Origin of the sequence: Streptomyces angustmyceticus, from assembly GCF_019933235.1 — a bacterium.
In the GTDB taxonomy this organism is placed as follows: Bacteria; Actinomycetota; Actinomycetes; order Streptomycetales; family Streptomycetaceae; genus Streptomyces; species Streptomyces angustmyceticus.
Map to the genome: position 1 here is coordinate 4928805 of NZ_CP082945.1, position 16760 is coordinate 4945564.

Genomic DNA, 16760 nt, shown 5'->3' on the forward strand with positions numbered 1-16760 from the left:
GGCCGGAACGGTGGCCGCTGTGGCTGTGGCTGTCGCAGCCGCTGCCGCTGCCGCAGCCGCCGCCGCGGTCGTGGGCGCGGGGCCGGTCGGCTCGGTGGTGGTCATCGGCCTGCCTCCGCGCGCTGCTGCTGTTGCCCGGCTCCTGCTGCCGCAGCGGACTCCGGCGATGCCCCGGCCTGCGTCCGGGGTGCGGGCGCCGCAGCGGGCCCCGCGCCCTCGACGATAGCCCGGAGCGCCGCCACATGGCCCTCGAAGGCGGTCCGGCCGCGGCCCGTCAGCCGTACCTTGGTGCGTCGTTTGCGGCCGCCGCCCTCCTTGCGGATCTCCAGGTACTCCGCCTCTTCCAGCGTGTGCAGCTGCTTGGAGAGCGCGGAGTCGCTGAGCGAGAGGCTGTCGCGGATGAAGGGGAAGTCGGCCCATTCCGTCGCGGCGAGCAGCGCCACCACGGACAGCCGGGTGGCGGGGTGGATCAGTTCGTCGAAGCCGCTCGGCGTGCTCATCGGCCCGCTCCCTTCCGGAGGTCTGACGTACCGCGGTCGCGCAGGGAGCCGACCGCCCAGCGGTTGGCCGGCCCGATGAAGAGGACGAAGGCGCCCGCGGAGACGGTGGCCCGGATCAGGCTGCCGTACGGGAGCGCCAGCCAGTCGACCAGCAGGCCGGAGCCCAGGATGGCCACGGCGGTCACCGCCATGCCCGCGAAGAAGGCGGCGACGGACCGCCAGCTGTGGCGCGAGCGGTGCAGCCGCATCCGGGTCCTGCGGTTGTAGATCACGGCCAGCGAGCCGAGCAGGGCGACGTAGGCGGTGAGTACCAGCCCGAACGCCCACCCGGGCAGATCGAGACCGGAGACGGCGAGGAACACCCACATGATTCCGGCCGTGGTGTACGTCGCCCTCGGATCGCCCTCGGCGCAGCGCTCGATCTCGTCGTACACCCGCTCCTGCGGTACCCGGATGCGCTGCAGGTCCTGCCATGCCTGTTCGGCGTTCACCGGTGTGCTCATGTCCCTCGCCTCCCCAAGGCGGTCCGGACGGGGCGGGTCCGGACGATCCCCGTTGACTTGCCCACTGGGAAAGTTAGCGCAGACTTTCCCGGTGGGCAAGTCGAAAGCGCGAGTGAGTCGAAAGGGCGGGCAAGCCGCAAGCGCGGCCAGGTCGATCGAAGATCCGGAGCGGGCCGGCCCCTCGGCGCGTCGGCCGGATCGTGCGGGTCGCGGCGCATGGTGCCCCGTGCCCTGTTGACTAGCGCTATTCAGCAACCTCAATATGTGAATAGCTCAATCCAATCGACGTCAGGGAGGCACGGCCCATGTCGGGACCGCGACCCGTGCGGGCACCGCGCGGAACGGAGCTGAGTGCTCGGGGATGGCAGCAGGAAGCCGCGCTGCGCATGCTGCAGAACAACCTCGATCCGGAGGTGGCCGAACACCCGGACCAGCTCGTCGTCTACGGCGGCACGGGCAAGGCCGCGCGTGACTGGCGCTCCTTCGACGCGATGGTGCGCACGCTCACCACGCTCAAGCAGGACGAGACGATGCTCGTCCAGTCCGGCCGGCCGGTCGGCGTGATGCAGACGCACGAATGGGCCCCGCGGGTGCTCATCGCCAACTCCAACCTCGTCGGCGACTGGGCCAACTGGGAGGAGTTCCGGCGGCTGGAGGCCCTCGGCCTGACCATGTACGGGCAGATGACCGCCGGTTCGTGGATCTACATCGGCACCCAGGGCATCCTCCAGGGCACCTACGAGACCTTCGCCGCCGTCGCCGCGAAGAAGTTCGGCGGCACGCTCGCCGGGACGATCACCCTCACCGCGGGCCTCGGCGGCATGGGCGGCGCCCAGCCGCTCGCCGTCACCATGAACGACGGCGTCGCGATCTGCATCGACGTCGACCCGCGCGCCATCGAGCGCCGGATCGAGCACCGCTACCTGGACGTGCGGGCCGACAGCCTCAAGCACGCCCTCGAACTCGCGGTCGAGGCCCGCGACCGGCGCAAGCCGCTCTCCATCGGCCTGCTCGGCAACGCCGCCGAGCTGCTGCCGCAGATGCTCGCCGAGGGCGCGCCGATCGACATCGTCACCGACCAGACCAGCGCCCACGACCCGCTGGCCTACCTCCCGGTCGGCATCGACTTCGACGACATGGCCGCCTACGCCGCCGAGAAGCCCGCCGACTTCACCCAGCGGGCCCGCGAGTCCATGGCCCGGCACGTCGAGGCCATGGTCGGCTTCATGGACGCCGGCGCCGAGGTCTTCGACTACGGCAACTCGATCCGCGGCGAGGCCCAACTCGCCGGGTACGAGCGCGCCTTCGCCTTCCCCGGCTTCGTCCCCGCCTATATCCGGCCACTGTTCGCCGAGGGCAAGGGGCCGTTCCGCTGGGCCGCGCTGTCCGGCGACGCCCGGGACATCGCCGCGACCGACAAGGCGATCCTGGACCTCTTCCCCGAGAACGAGTCGCTGGCCCGCTGGATCAAGATGGCCGGCGAGCGGGTCCACTTCCAGGGCCTGCCCGCCCGGATCTGCTGGCTCGGCTACGGCGAGCGCGACAAGGCCGGTGAACGCTTCAACGAGATGGTCGCCGACGGGACGCTCCGGGCCCCGCTGGCCATCGGCCGCGACCACCTCGACTGCGGCTCCGTCGCCTCGCCCTACCGCGAGACCGAGGCCATGAAGGACGGCTCGGACGCGATCGCCGACTGGCCGCTGCTCAACGCCATGGTCAACGTCGCCTCCGGCGCCTCCTGGGTCTCGCTGCACCACGGCGGCGGCGTCGGCATGGGCCGCTCGATCCACGCCGGCCAGGTCACCGTCGCCGACGGCACCCCGCTGGCCGGCGAGAAGATCCGCCGGGTGCTCACCAACGACCCCGGCATGGGCGTCATCCGGCACGTCGACGCGGGCTACGAGCGCGCCGACGAGGTGGCCGCCGAGCGCGGCGTCCGCATCCCGATGCGCGAGGGCGAGGGCGGGGACGCGTGACCGCCTCGTTCCACGAGATGTGGGAGGAGCTGCGGCCCCTGGGCCGCGACTCCTCCTCCGGGGGCTACCGCCGCTACGCCTGGACCGGAGCCGACGCCGACTGCCGCGCGTGGTTCCGGGCGCAGGCCGAGGCCCGCGGGCTCGCCTGCGAGCTGGACCGCAACGGCAACCAGTGGGCCTGGCTCGGCGCCACCGGCCACCAGGACGTGGCCCCGGGCGACGCCGTCGTCACCGGCTCGCACCTGGACTCCGTGCCGGACGGCGGCGCCTTCGACGGCCCGCTGGGCGTCGTCTCCTCCTTCGCCGCGCTGGACGAACTCCGCCGGAGAGGAGTGGAGTTCACCAAGCCGCTGGCGATCGTCAACTTCGGCGACGAGGAAGGCGCCCGCTTCGGCCTGGCCTGCGTCGGCTCCCGGCTCGCCGCCGGCGCGCTGACCCCCGAGGCCGCGCACCGGCTGCGCGACGGCGACGGCGTCACCCTCCCGCAGGCCATGGAGCGCGCCGGGTACGACCCCGACGCCATCGGTCCGGACCCCGAACGGCTCGCCCGGATCGGCGCGTTCGTCGAACTCCACGTCGAACAGGGCCGGGCCCTGGACCTCTCCGGCGACCCGGTCGGCATCGCCTCCGCCATCTGGCCGCACGGCCGCTGGCGGTTCGACTTCCGCGGCGAGGCCAACCACGCCGGCACCACCCGCCTGGAGGACCGCCGCGACCCGATGCTCAGCTACGCCGCGACCGTGCTCGCCGCCCGCGAGCAGGCCCGGCTGGCCGGTGCCCTGGCCACCTTCGGGAAGATCAGCGTGGAGCCGAACGGCGTCAACGCCATTCCCTCGCTGGTCCGCGGCTGGCTGGACTCCCGCGCCCCCGACCAGGACACCCTGGACACCGTGGTCGCCGGGATCGAGCGGGCCGCCGCCGAACGGGCCGCCCGCGACGGGGTGGACCTGAGCGTCGTGCGCGAATCCTTCACCCCGGTCGTGGAATTCGGGCACGCCCTGCGCGACGAACTCGGCGCCATCCTCGGCAAGACGGCGGAGCGGCCGGTGCCGGTCCTGGGCACCGGCGCCGGGCACGACGCCGGTATTTTGTCCGGAACCGTCCCCACGGCGATGCTGTTCGTCCGCAACCCCACCGGCGTCTCGCACTCACCCGCCGAGGCGGCGGCCGAGGACGACTGCGTCGCGGGGGTCACCGCACTCGCCGACGTACTGGAAGGGCTGGCGTGCCACTGACGACACAGGCAACACCGACGACGTACTGGCTCGAACACGCCTGGCTCGGCACTCATGTCGAGCCAGGCGTGGCCCTGGACACCGCGGACGGGCGGATCACGGCGGTCCGCACCGGGGTGGACACCCCGCCGCCCGGCGCGACCGTGCTGCGCGGCCTGACCCTCCCCGGCCTGGCCAACGCCCACTCGCACGCCTTCCACCGCGCGCTGCGCGGCACCGTCCAGGTCGGCTCGGGCACCTTCTGGACCTGGCGCGAGATCATGTACAGCGTCGCCGACCGGCTCACCCCCGACACCTATTACGCCCTCGCCCGCGCCGTCTACGCCGAGATGGCGCTGGCCGGCATCACCTGCGTCGGGGAGTTCCACTACCTCCACCACGCGCCGGGCGGCACCCGCTACGACGACCCCAACGCCATGGGCGAGGCGCTGGTCAGCGCCGCCGAGGACGCCGGGATCCGCATCACCCTGCTGGACACCGCCTACCTCTCGGCCGGCTTCGGCGCCCCGCCGGACGCCCACCAGCTGCGTTTCTCCGACGGCACCGCCGAGCGCTGGGCCGAGCGCGCCGACGCCCTCAAGGAGCGCGCGCACGCCCGCCTCGGCGCCGCCATCCACTCCGTACGCGCCGTCCCCGCGGACCAGCTCGGCACCGTCGCGGACTGGGCCCGCGAACGCCGGGCCCCGCTGCACGTCCACCTCTCGGAGCAGACCGCCGAGAACGACGCCTGCCGCGCCGCCCACGGCTGCACCCCCACCCGGCTGCTGGCCGACCACGGCGCGCTGGGCCGGCACACCACGGCCGTGCACGCCACCCACCTCACCAGCGAGGACATCGAGCTGCTCGGCGACTCCCGCACGGGCGTGTGCATGTGCCCCACCACCGAGCGAGACCTCGCCGACGGCATCGGCCCGGCCGCCCGCGTCCAGGGCCGCGGCAGCCCGCTCTCCCTCGGCAGCGACAGCCACGCCGTCATCGACCTGCTCGAAGAGGCCCGCGCCATGGAGCTCGACGAACGGCTGCGCACCCGCACCCGCGGGCACTGGACGGCCGCCGCCCTGCTGCGCGCCGCGACCGCCGACGGTCACGCCGCCCTGGGCTGGGACGATGCCGGCACCCTGGAGGCCGGTGCGCTCGCCGACCTCACCACGATCGCACTGGACTCCGTACGCACCGCCGGACCAGTGCCCCGCCTGGCCGCCGAAACGGCGGTATTCGCCGCCTCCGCGGCGGACGTTCGGCACACCGTCGTCGCCGGCCGGCAGATCGTCCGCGACGGTGCGCACACCCTTGTCCCCGACGTACCCACCGCCCTCGCAGAGTCCATCGCCGCGGTACGCGGCTGAAGGAGAACACCCCCGCGATGACGACGACTTCCACGCCGACCACCACCGCCATCACCCACATCTCCCAGCTCGTCACCAACGACCCCTCCCTCGGTGAAGGCCCCCTCGGCCTGATCCAGGACGCCGCGGTCGTCATCGACGGCGACCGCGTCGCCTGGGTCGGTGCCACCAGCAAAGCACCCGCCACCGACAACGCCGTCGACGCGGGTGGCCGGGCGGGCCTCCCCGGCTTCGTCGACTCCCACTCCCACCTGGTCTTCGCCGGCGACCGCACCGCGGAGTTCAACGCCCGGATGTCCGGCCGCGCGTACTCCGCCGGCGGCATCCGCACCACGGTCGCCGCCACCCGCGCCGCCACCGACGAGGCCCTGCACGCCAACGTCGCCCGCTACCTCGCCGAGGCGCTGCGCCAGGGCACCACCACCCAGGAGACCAAGTCCGGCTACGGCCTGACCGTCGAGGACGAGGCCCGCGCGCTGCGCATCGCCGCCGAGCACACCGACGAGGTCACCTTCCTCGGCGCGCACATCGTGTCGCCCGACTACGCCGACGACCCGGCCGGCTACGTCGACCTGGTCACCGGCCCGATGCTGGACGCCTGTGCCCCGCACGCCCGTTGGGTGGACGTCTTCTGCGAGACGGGCGCCTTCGACGGCGACCAGGCCCGCGCCGTCCTCACCGCGGGCAAGGCCAGGGGCCTGGTGCCGCGGGTGCACGCCAACCAGCTCGGCCACGGCCCCGGCGTCCAGCTGGCCGTCGAACTCGGCGCCGCCTCCGCCGACCACTGCACCCACCTCAGCGCGGCCGACATCGACGCCCTCGCGCAGTCCGACACCGTCGCCACCCTCCTGCCGGGCGCCGAGTTCTCCACCCGCGCCCAGTGGCCCGACGCCCGCCCGCTGCTCGACGCCGGCGCCACCGTCGCCCTGTCCACCGACTGCAACCCCGGCTCGTCCTTCACCAGTTCCATGCCGTTCTGCATCGCGCTGGCGGTCCGCGACATGGGGATGACCCCCGACGAGGCCGTGTGGTCGGCGACCGCGGGCGGGGCCCGCGCCCTGCGCCGCACGGACGTCGGCCGGATCGCTCCCGGCGCCCGCGCCGACCTCGCCCTCCTGGACGCGCCCTCGCACGTCCACCTCGCCTACCGGCCGGGCGTCCCGCTCGTCTCGGCCGTGTGGCACAAGGGCGTACGCGTCTGACGGCCGCACGGCGCACCCGAGGCCCGGTCCGGCTCCCCGAGCCGGACCGGACCGCACGGCCCGTGGCACCGGACGCCGACAGCGGACGTCCGTGACACCGGACGCCCGTGGCGGCAGCAAAGGAGGGCCCGTCCCGAGCGATCCCGGGGCAGGCCCTCCTTTGCGCGGGCGACTGCCGGCCGCACGGGCCGGCAGGGACCGCGGTCCCTCACTCCTCGATCATGAGCCCCTTGCGGAGCCGCACGAGGGTGCGGGAGAGCAGACGGGAGACGTGCATCTGCGAGATGCCCAGCTCCTCGCCGATCTCGGACTGCGTCATGTTGGCGACGAAGCGCAGCGAGAGGATCTTCCGGTCGCGCGGCGGGAGTTCGGCGATCAGCGGCTTGAGGGACTCGACGTACTCGATGCCCTCGAGTCCGTGGTCCTCGTAGCCGATGCGGTCCGCCAGCGCGCCCTCGCTGTCGTCCTCCTCGGGCTGGGCGTCCAGGGAGCTCGCGGTGTAGGCGTTGCTCGCGGCCATGCCCTCGACGACCTCGTCACGGCTGATGTCGAGGCGCGCGGCGAGCTCGTGCACGGTGGGGGCGCGGTCCAGCTTCTGCGCCAGTTCGTCGCCCGCCTTGGCGAGGTCCAGGCGCAGCTCCTGCAGCCGCCTGGGCACCCGCACGGACCAGCTGGTGTCGCGGAAGAAGCGCTTGATCTCGCCGATGATGGTCGGCATCGCGAACGTCGGGAACTCGACGCCGCGGCCGATCTCGAAGCGGTCGATCGCCTTGATCAGGCCGATCGTGCCGACCTGGACGATGTCCTCCATGGGCTCGCTGCGGGAGCGGAACCGGGAGGCCGCGAACTTCACCAGCGCGAGGTTGAGCTCGACCAGGGTGTTGCGGACGTACGCGAATTCGTGGGTGCCTTCCTCGAGCGTTTCGAGACGCTCGAAGAGGGTCTTGGACAGAGCCCTCGCGTCCACCGGGCCCACCTCGTCGAACGGCGGGATCTCGGGCAGCCCCTCGATCTCAGTCGGTGCCGCCAGATCGGATTCGGCGGCGAGCGACTGGGAAGGGATCTGTCCGGTCGGGTCGGACGGGGGTGTCGACGATGCGGGCTGCCGGGTGTCGTCGGTGCGCAATTCGTCGAGCCGGGGTGACATGGTCTCCTCCATCGTTCTCGGCATATGGCTGCCGATGCCTCTACGCGAAGCTGCGGTGTGCGGCGCCTCCAAAGCCGGCCGTTTCGAATGTGTAGCTCTACGCCTACCTGGCTTTGCATGAAGATGGCAAGTACGTGTTGTCCATATATTGGGCAATACGCGGATTGTTCAGCTACCGGGAGGCGTCGTGAAGGCGTAGGGTTCGACGAGCGCAGTCGGTAAGCAAACAGTCGTCTAGACAGCAAGAGGGGTGCGCGCGCATGGACCGCGGGACGGTCGGCAGTGCAAGCCGGGGCCGGCTTCATGTCGAGATCCGCCATCACGGCGCCAGCGCGGTCGTGACGGTTTCGGGTGAGCTCGATCACCACACCGCGGATCTGTTGCGTGAGTCACTCGAAGGCTGTGTGGACGACGGGTACGCACGCCTGGTGGTGGACTGCTCACCCCTTGAGTTCATGGACTCCACCGGGCTCAATGTGCTGCTCGGCGCCCGCCTGAAGGCGGAGGCCGCGGGGGGCGGGGTTCATTTGGCGGGGATGCAGCCGGTGGTGGCCCGGGTCTTCGAGATCACCGGGGCGGAAGCGGTCTTCACGGTGCACGACTCCGTCGACGCGGCCCTGGCCGGCTGACATGGCGGCAGTGCCCGGAACGTTGCATTCCGGGCACGTAGTACGTGTCACAACTTCCGTACCCAAGAAGTGGGTGTTCTCACCGTCCGGTCGGGCAGGAGACATCTGAATCCGTTGAATCAGTCAGTATCTGTTTTCCGTGAACAGGCGAATCGGTGAGGTGAAGCGCTGATGAGCACCACCCGGCCGTATCCGCCGGGCGATCTCGGCCCGGAGTCGGGCGGCGCGGGCGCTTCCGCCGCCCCGGCCGCCCCCGCCCCGGTGGGCCAGATCCGCCGGCTGCGCCTGGCGGGCACCCGTGGGGCCGTGGCGCGCGGCCGCGACTTCGCCAGGGAGGCCCTGCACGACTGGGGCTGGCTGCCGGCCGGGAGTGCCGACCGGCGTGCCGCGGCCGAGGATGTGCTGCTCGTCGTCTCGGAACTGGTCACCAACGCCTGCCTGCACGCCGAGGGGCCCGAGGAGCTGCGGTTGCGCTGCGCCGGCAAAGTGCTGCGCCTGGAGGTCAGCGACCTCGGCACGGGCTCGCCGGCGCCCCGCAGCCCGCACCGCCCGGGGCGTCCCGGCGGCCACGGCATGTTCATCGTGCAGCGCCTGTGCCTGGACTGGGGCGTGGTGCGCAACGCCGACGGCGCGGGCAAGACCGTCTGGGCGGAGCTCGCCGCGCCGTCCTGAGCGGCGGAAGCGAACGCCGGGAGTGAGCTGAGCGCGGGCCTGCGGGCCCGCGCTTCGTCGTGTCCGGGCAGTCGTCCCGCGGCGGCCCGGTCGCCGTGGGGCGCGGCCGGATTTCCCTCACGGCGCGCACCCGGGCCGATCGGGGCTGTGCTGTGCCTTCCCTCGGCACGGTCCCCGGCGTACCTTGAGCGGCCAATCTGATGTGCCGTCAGAACGCGCGGCGGTGCGCTCACCGGGAGAAGGGGATTCCGAGGTGGCCCGCTTCTACGAACAGCACGGCAGGCGCCCGGGCCGGGCGGCCGGCCTCGCCGCGGCCGCGGCGATGGCGGCGGGGTCCGCGGTGATGCTCACCGCACCGGCTGCCCATGCCGACGTCGTCGACGTCAACTACCAGTGCAAAACGCCGATCGGCAACAAGGGCGCGGTCTCGCCCATCGACATCAAGGGCACTCCCAGCGGCGGTGCGTACAAGCTTGTCATGTCCTTCCAGAAGGGCGTCTCCTCCAGCCCTGTCGAGCTGGGCAAGGGCGCCATGAAGCCGAGCGCGCTGATCCGGCTGGGCGGCGCGGAGAGCGGAACGGTGCAGGTCACCGGGCCGCCCAACGACCAGGCCATACCGGCCAACACCCCCATCAAGATCAGCGACTTGAGCGGGACGTACACCCCCAAGGGCAGCGGCAAGGTCACCCTCACGGCCTCCACGCTCACCATCAAGGCGCTGGGCACCACCACCACCTGCACGCCCGGCAACCACCCCAAGCCCTCGCTGTCCCTCGACGTGAAGGGGGCCGGCGGCTCCGGCGGCGCCTCGGGCGGCAGCGGCTCCTCCGCGGCGGGCGGCGGCTCCTCGGGCGAGCAGTTGCCGCAGACCGGACCCGCGGACTCCGCCGTCGCGCTGGGCACCCTCGGCGGCACCGTGCTGCTGGCCGGGGCGGCCGGTGCGCTCTGGCTGACCCGCCGCCACCAGCGGGGGTGACGCGCCGCGCGGGGCGCCGGGTCCCGCACGGCGCCGCCCCGCCGCCCGTACGTCCCCGTGTCCGGCCGGCACGGGGAGCTGCCCCCTTGCGCCAGGAGCCGCCGATGCCGTTCCGTACCCGCACCGCGGCCCGTGGTGCGGTCCTCGCGACCGCCGCCGTGCTGCTGTGTTCCGCCGCGTCCTGGGTCCGGCCGGACGCCGCCCCGGCACCGCCCGGCTGGTCCGCCGCGCCCGCGCCGGGCCGGGCCCTGCGGGCCCGGCCCGGCGCCGAGCCGGGCCCGCAGGACCGCCCGTACTTCTATCTGGAGGGCGCGCCGGGCACCGTCCTGAGCGACCGGCTGTCCCTCGGCAACCCCACCGGCCACGCCGTCACCGTACGGCTGCGCGGCACCACCCCGGGCGGGTGGCTCAGCCTCGCCTCGGCGCGGGTGACGGTTCCGCCGCACACCCGGGCGAGCGTGCCGTTCACGGTGACCGTGCCGCGCGACGCCGCCCCCGGTGCGCACTCCGGCTCGCTGGTCGCCACCGGCGGCCGGGGGAGCGGCGCGCAGGGGCGGGACGCCGTACCGGTCCATCTGCGGGTGACCGGGCGGCCGTTGTCCGCGCTGACCGTCGAGAAGGTGTCGGTGCGCGGCCGGGGCGATGCGGCGCTCATCCGGTACACGCTGGTCAACCGCGGCAACACGGTCCTCGCGCCGCGCCTCGCCGTGCGCGCCGACGGGCTCCTCGGCCCCGTGCTGCGGCGGGCTCCCCGCGCCCTGCCGACCACGCTGCGGCCCGGCCAGGGCGTCGATCTGACGGAGCGGTGGCCCGATCCGCCCCGCCTGGACGCGGTGGACCTCCGGCTCACGGTGACGGCGGACGGCGGCGCCCGCGGGTCCGCCACCGCCACGTACACCACGGCCCCCTGGGGGGCGGTGGCCGGCGCGGCGTTCCTCCTGGCGGCGGGCGTGGGCGGCCCGGTCGCCGTCCGCCGACGGCGCCGGGCGCGGGGCGCGGGTGAGGCGCCGGGCGCGGACGGGGTGCCGGGCGCGCGCGGGGCGGAAGGTGCCGGGAGCGTGGGCGGGGCGGCCGGTGACGGGCCGCCGTCCGGCGGCGACCGGGCGGACGCGGCGGGGCAGTTGGCGGGCACCGGACCGGGAGCGCGGTCATGACCGGCGCCACCGGGCGGTTCCGCACCGGCCCGGCCACCCGCACCGGCCCGGCCACCCGCACCGCCCGCCCCACCCGTCCTGTCCGCCCCGCCCGACTCCCCGTCCGGCAGCGGGCGGTGGCCCTGCTGCTCCTCTGCCTGGCGCTCGCGGCGGCTCCGCTCCCGGCCGCCGCCGCGCCCGCGGCCCCGTATGCCGCCGCGGACGGCGCGCCCGCGGTCCACCTCTCCCGGAAGGAGGCCGGCAAGGGCGGCACCCTCACCGTCACCGGCCGCGGCTGGCGGCCCAAGGCGCTGCTCACGCTGCTGATCTGCGGGCAGAACATGATCGGCGGCACCAACTCCTGTGCCAACGGCGACGGGCGGGCGGTCACCACCGACGCCCACGGCGCGTTCCGCAAGCGCCTGCCGGTCGCCGAGCCGCCCAAGCCCTGCCCCTGCGTGGTGCACGCGGCGACGGTGACCGGCGCGGCGGCCGAGGCGGACGCCGCGTTCACGGTGGCGGGCCACCCGGTGGCGCCGCTGCCCGCCCGGGCCACCGGCGGCCGGCTGACGGTGCTCGCCCAGCCCCGGCTGGCGGGCAGCAGCGGCCTGCTGACCTGGTTCGGTGCCCCCGCACAGCGCCGGCTGACCCTCACGGTCGGCAACCTCGGCTCGGCACCGGCCAGGGACCCCGTCTTCCGGGTCGGCACCTCGCACGGGGTGTTCGCGCCCCAGTGGGAGGAGCAGCAGTGGCGGGGAACCATCCCCGCCGGGAAGAAGGCCGAGGTCACCCTGCCGGTCGAGCTGCCGGCGGGCGCCCACGGGGACTACCTGGTCTCGCTCGGGTACGGCGGCAAGGTGCTGGCCGAGCAGCCCTGGGGAGTCGGCAGGCCCTGGGGCGTGACGCTCTTCTGGGTGCTGCTCTGCGTGGTGCTCCCGACGGCGGTGTTCCGCATCGGCATGGCGCTCGTGGACCGGGTCCGCCCGCGCCGTACGGGCGGACGCGGGCACCCCGCACGGCACACGCCCGCCACCGGACGCGCCCGCGCGGCCGGCACCCGACCGCACCTCAGGAAACGGACCGCACGCGAGGGTTCCGCCGTCGGCCCCGGTACGCCGGGCGACGGTGCCGCGCTGCCGTGGTTCACCCCGGACACCGCACCGTCCACCACCACATCAACCGAACGACCGACGTCGAAAGGTTCAGCGTGATGAGGCAACGGAGGAGAGCCGCGGTGGCCCCGGTGGCCGCGCTGGTGCTCGCGGGCGCGGGCATCGTGGCAACGGCCGGGACCGCCCAGGCGGCCGAGGTGTCGTACAAGACGGAGTGTCTGCCGCCACCGATATCGGGGCTGCCGCCGGTCGAGGGCACCACGAAGGTGGCCGTCACCGCGCCCGCGACCGCGAAAGTGGGCGACGAGATCGAGGTGGTCTGGAAGACCGTCGAAGGGGCCTCCAAGAACCCCGACATCCTCGACCTGGGCGAGAACACCGTCCAGCCGACCGGCACGATCAAGGTGGCCGGGGCGCAGACCGGTGACCTGGCCATGCAGGGGCCGCGGGAGAACCCGCCGATCCCCAAGGGCAGCCCGATGAAGCTGTCCGACATGAAGGGCAGGCTGAAGCTGCAGAAGCCGGGCGAGGTCACGCTGACGCCCGGCTTCTACAACATCAACGTCAACCAGCCGATCTCGACGGACACCAAGTGCTCGCCCAAGGAGACCGTGAAGCCCGCGGTCACCATCAAGGTGACCGACGGCGGGAGCAGCTCCGGCGGCACCACGAGCGGCACGACCGGCGGCACCACCTCGGGCACCACCGGCGGCACCACGAGCGGGACGACCTCGGGCACGACCGGCGGGAGCACGTCGGGCACGACCGGCGGGAGCACCGCCGGGACGTCCGGCACCACCTCCGGCACCACGACGGGCACCACCGGCGGCACCACCACCGCCGGTACGTCCGGCGGTACGACCACCGGGGGCTCCGGCGGCGACCCCGACGGCACCGCGTACAAGGGCAAGCAGATCGACGTCCCGTACGCCTGCAAGACGCCCATCGGGGACAAGAAGGCGACCTCGCCGGTCCAGATCAACGCCGTGAAGAAGGGCGGCGGTTACGACCTGACGGTGAAGTTCGGCAAGTCCGTCATGGACAGCCCGGCGGACATCCCCAAGAACTCGGTCAAGCCGTCGATGGACGTCAAGGTCGGCGGCGCGGACAAGGGATCGGTGAAGACCGAGGGGCCGACCAACGCCGAGCCGATCAAGTCGGGACAGCCGATCACCATCCCCGACCTGAAGGGCACCTACAAGCCGGGCGCCACCGGCAAGGCCACGCTCACCCCGGGCGTGCTCACCGTCAACGCCCTGGGGACGACCACCACCTGCACCCCGGAGAAGGACCCCGGGGTCTCGCTCGCCCTGGACACCTCGGCGCAGCAGGGCGGCACGTCCGGCGGCAGCGCGGGCGGTTCCTCCGGCGCGGCGGGCTCCGGCGGCAGCGCGGCCGGAGGGGCCAGTGCCTCGGGCGGCAGCGGCGGCCTCGCCGAGACCGGCGCGAGCGACCGGGGGGCGCTGACCGCCCTCGGCCTCGTCGCGGGCACGATCGTCCTGCTGGGCGGGGCGGTCTTCACGTTCCTGCCGCGGCGCCGGGCGCGGACGCGCTGACGCGGCGCGGCCACGGGACGCACGAAGGGGGCGTCGCACCGGCGGTGCGACGCCCCCTTGTGTGGTCCGGGGCCGGCAGGCGTCAGTTGACGCCGCCCATCAGCTCCTTGATCCGCTTGCGGGACAGCCAGATGCCGAGTCCGGCGACGACCGCGAAGGCGGCCTCGACGGCGACCGCGGCCGAGGTGTTCAGATCGACGTTCAGCTGCGGCGACGTCAGCAGGCCCGCCACGGAGTCGCCCGCGGTGACCGCGAGGAACCAGACACCCATCATCTGCGAGCTGTACTTGGCCGGGGCCATCTTCGTGGTGACCGACAGGCCGACCGGGGAGAGGCACAGCTCACTGACGGTCTGGATGAAGTAGATCGCCACCAGCCACATCGGGCTGACCCGGCCGCCGCCCGCGGCGGTGTCGAGCAGCGGGATGAGGAAGACCGCGAACGAGATGCCGATCAGCGCGAGGCTGGACGCGAACTTGACCGCGGTGCTGGGCTCCTTCTCGCGCCGGTTCAGCCACAGCCACGCCGAGGCGACCAGCGGGGCGAGCGCCATGATGAAGATCGGGTTCAGCGACTGGTACCAGGACGTCGGGAAGTGGAAGCCCAGCAGGTCGTTCGTCGTGGAGTGCGCGCCGAAGATCGAGAGGGTGGAGCCGTTCTGGTCGTAGATCATCCAGAAGACGGCGGCGACGGCGAAGAACCACATGTAGCCCGAGAGCTTGGACTGCTCCAGCTCCGTCAGCTCCTTGTCGCGCTTCATGCGGACCAGGACCGCGACCGGGATGACCAGACCGGCGATGGTGATCGGCAGCAGCGCCCAGTCGGCGAAGTTCCCCGTCACGCCCAGCAGGGTGTAGAAGACGGCCGCCACGATCAGCCAGATCAGGCCCTTGCGCAGCACGGAGGTCTTCTCCTGCGGCGTCGCGGGCTGGGCGACGACGCTGCTCTCCGGGCTCAGGTGGCGCGTGCCGAGCAGGAACTGGGCCAGGCCGAGCGCCATGCCGACGGCGGCAAGGGTGAAGCCGAGGTGCCAGTTGACGCCCTCGCCGACCGTGCCGATGGACAGCGGGGCGAGGAAGGCACCGAGGTTGATGCCGATGTAGAAGAGCGTGAAGCCGCCGTCACGGCGCGGGTCCTGGGGCCCGTCGTAGAGGTGGCCGACCATCGTGGAGATGTTCGCCTTCAGCAGGCCGGAGCCGAGCGCGACCAGCACCAGGCCGGCGAAGAAGGTCGCCGCGGTGGGCAGCGCGAGCGTGACGTGGCCCGCGATGACGACGAGGGCGCCGACGGTCACGGTCTTGCGCGGTCCCCAGAAGCGGTCGGCCATCCAGCCGCCCGGCATGGCGAGCAGGTAGACCATCGCCATGTACACCGAGTAGATCGCGGTGGCCGTGGTGGCCTGCATGTGCATGCCGCCGGGCGCGATCAGGTACAGCGGGAGTAGGGCCTTCATGCCGTAGAAGCTGAAGCGCTCCCACATCTCGGTCATGAACAGGGTGGCCAGGCCACGGGGGTGGCCGAAGAAGGTTTTGCCGCCGTCCACAGGGTTCCCCTGCTGGGCCGCGTCCTTCGTCAGGCTGGACGCCATGGGTGCTTCCTTGCTGCTCGGGACGCGTTCGCAGGCCGATACGCGCCCGGGTGGGGGTGACCGGCACCGGCGCAGACCTGCCCGCCCCCCACGTCCAGGAGGTTCGACACCGCGCGAAGGAGGCGTCGGCAGGACGGTCGTGCACCGGGAATCCACGCCCCCCGTGCGTCTGGCGCGGCGGACCCGGTCGACAGGTCGATCTGTGTCCGGAGACCGGTGGTGCCGGTTCCTGAGGCACAACAAGGGACCGTTGACGTCAGTTGAGCGTCAAGGGCCCCGGTGGTTGAGCGGTGGACGTCTCGACACCATACGTCCGCGGGCACCGCCGGTGGGCGGCGTGAGACAACGCTCACACTGCGGCCGGGAACCATACGCGCCCCGCCGGGCGACCACGCGCCCTCGCGCGCGCCCGGGGCGCGCGCTCTCACGTGCAGGAACGGTCCGCCGTCGGCCATCCGCGCTGGTCCGCCCCTGGGTCCGGATACATCGGACTACCATCGGCCCATGACCCGTGTACTGCTCGCCGAGGATGACGCGTCCATCTCGGAGCCGCTCGCCCGCGCACTGCGCCGCGAGGGTTACGAAGTCGAGGTGCGCGAGGACGGCCCGACGGCGCTCGACGCCGGTCTCCAGGGCAACATCGACCTCGTCGTCCTGGATCTGGGGCTGCCCGGCATGGACGGCCTGGAGGTCGCCCGCCGGCTGCGCAACGAAGGCCATTCCTTCCCCATCCTGGTGCTGACCGCCCGCGCCGACGAGGTCGACACCGTCGTCGGCCTGGACGCCGGCGCCGACGACTACGTCACCAAGCCCTTCCGGCTCGCCGAACTCCTCGCCCGCGTACGGGCCCTGCTGCGCCGCGGCTCCACCGCCGAGCCCCAGCAGCCGCCCGCCACCCACGGCGTGCGCATCGACGTCGAGTCGCACCGCGCGTGGATGGGGGACGAGGAACTCCAGCTCACGGCGAAGGAGTTCGACCTGCTGCGGGTCCTGGTGCGGGACGCGGGACGGGTCGTCACCCGCGACCAGCTGATGCGCGAGGTCTGGGACACCACCTGGTGGTCGTCCACCAAGACGCTCGACATGCACATCTCCTGGCTGCGCAAGAAGCTCGGGGACGACGCCGCCAACCCCCGTTACATCGCCACCGTCCGCGGAGTCGGCTTCCGCTTCGAGAAGAGCTAG

The 16760-nt window shown here is 73.1% G+C and carries 15 protein-coding genes; 11 read left to right on the top strand and 4 right to left on the bottom strand.

All coding sequences use genetic code 11. The annotated features are described in order from the left end of the window. Window positions 1–101 precede the first annotated feature (101 nt). Both K7396_RS22210 and K7396_RS22215 read right to left on the bottom strand, forming a co-directional pair. Entirely contained in the window at window positions 102–500 is a 399-nt protein-coding gene (locus tag K7396_RS22210; protein WP_086720365.1) for a transcriptional regulator, read from the bottom strand. Then, entirely contained in the window at window positions 497–1003 is a 507-nt protein-coding gene (locus K7396_RS22215) for a hypothetical protein (protein WP_086720366.1), read from the bottom strand. Before K7396_RS22215 ends, K7396_RS22210 begins: the two co-directional genes overlap by 4 nt. A gap of 305 nt (window positions 1004–1308) precedes the next feature. On the opposite strand from K7396_RS22215, the gene hutU reads away from it, so the two are divergent. The 4 genes from hutU to hutI are packed head-to-tail and all read left to right on the top strand — an operon-like array spanning window position 1309 to window position 6762. Then, window positions 1309–2979 (top strand): urocanate hydratase, encoded by a 1671-nt coding sequence (gene hutU, locus K7396_RS22220; protein WP_086720367.1) that lies wholly within the window; start codon window positions 1309–1311, stop codon window positions 2977–2979. A 17-nt stretch (window positions 2980–2996) separates the two neighbouring features. Beyond that, the gene (locus tag K7396_RS22225; protein ID WP_223660410.1) at window positions 2997–4214 is read left to right on the top strand and encodes an allantoate amidohydrolase; all 1218 of its coding nucleotides are present in this window, start codon (window positions 2997–2999) and stop codon (window positions 4212–4214) included. Then, window positions 4205–5560 (top strand): formimidoylglutamate deiminase, encoded by a 1356-nt coding sequence (locus K7396_RS22230; protein ID WP_167392816.1) that lies wholly within the window; start codon window positions 4205–4207, stop codon window positions 5558–5560. The genes K7396_RS22225 and K7396_RS22230 overlap by 10 nt, the downstream gene beginning before the upstream one ends. Before the next feature lie 17 nt (window positions 5561–5577). After that, the gene (hutI, locus tag K7396_RS22235) at window positions 5578–6762 is read left to right on the top strand and encodes an imidazolonepropionase (RefSeq protein WP_086720369.1); all 1185 of its coding nucleotides are present in this window, start codon (window positions 5578–5580) and stop codon (window positions 6760–6762) included. A gap of 208 nt (window positions 6763–6970) precedes the next feature. On the opposite strand, the gene K7396_RS22240 is transcribed toward hutI, so the two are convergent. Next, complete coding sequence (locus K7396_RS22240; RefSeq protein WP_086720370.1) at window positions 6971–7909, bottom strand: RNA polymerase sigma factor SigF; 939 nt, start codon at window positions 7907–7909, stop codon at window positions 6971–6973. Between the two features lie 260 nt (window positions 7910–8169). Between K7396_RS22240 and K7396_RS22245 the strand changes: the two genes are divergently transcribed. From K7396_RS22245 to K7396_RS22270, 6 genes are all read left to right on the top strand, one after another. Next, entirely contained in the window at window positions 8170–8538 is a 369-nt protein-coding gene (locus tag K7396_RS22245) for an STAS domain-containing protein (RefSeq protein WP_086720371.1), read from the top strand. A 171-nt stretch (window positions 8539–8709) separates the two neighbouring features. Further along, the gene (locus tag K7396_RS22250) at window positions 8710–9210 is read left to right on the top strand and encodes an ATP-binding protein (RefSeq protein WP_086720372.1); all 501 of its coding nucleotides are present in this window, start codon (window positions 8710–8712) and stop codon (window positions 9208–9210) included. 253 nt (window positions 9211–9463) lie between these two features. Then, window positions 9464–10186 carry an LPXTG cell wall anchor domain-containing protein gene (locus K7396_RS22255; RefSeq protein WP_086720373.1) on the top strand — a complete coding sequence of 241 codons (723 nt, stop codon included), beginning with the start codon at window positions 9464–9466 and terminating at the stop codon, window positions 10184–10186. A 104-nt stretch (window positions 10187–10290) separates the two neighbouring features. Then, window positions 10291–11340, top strand: coding sequence for a COG1470 family protein (locus K7396_RS22260; protein ID WP_152104876.1), 1050 nt, complete (start codon window positions 10291–10293; stop codon window positions 11338–11340). Continuing rightward, entirely contained in the window at window positions 11337–12530 is a 1194-nt protein-coding gene (locus K7396_RS22265; RefSeq protein WP_223660162.1) for a hypothetical protein, read from the top strand. Before K7396_RS22260 ends, K7396_RS22265 begins: the two co-directional genes overlap by 4 nt. Further along, the gene (locus tag K7396_RS22270; RefSeq protein ID WP_086719786.1) at window positions 12530–13987 is read left to right on the top strand and encodes a hypothetical protein; all 1458 of its coding nucleotides are present in this window, start codon (window positions 12530–12532) and stop codon (window positions 13985–13987) included. The genes K7396_RS22265 and K7396_RS22270 overlap by 1 nt, the downstream gene beginning before the upstream one ends. 82 nt (window positions 13988–14069) lie before the next feature. Here K7396_RS22270 and K7396_RS22275 read toward each other — a convergent pair whose 3' ends face one another. Then, window positions 14070–15575, bottom strand: a complete 1506-nt coding sequence (locus K7396_RS22275) for a peptide MFS transporter (protein WP_086719785.1) — start codon at window positions 15573–15575, stop codon at window positions 14070–14072. 504 nt (window positions 15576–16079) lie between these two features. On the opposite strand from K7396_RS22275, the gene K7396_RS22280 reads away from it, so the two are divergent. Beyond that, window positions 16080–16760, top strand: coding sequence for a response regulator transcription factor (locus K7396_RS22280; protein WP_030086430.1), 681 nt, complete (start codon window positions 16080–16082; stop codon window positions 16758–16760).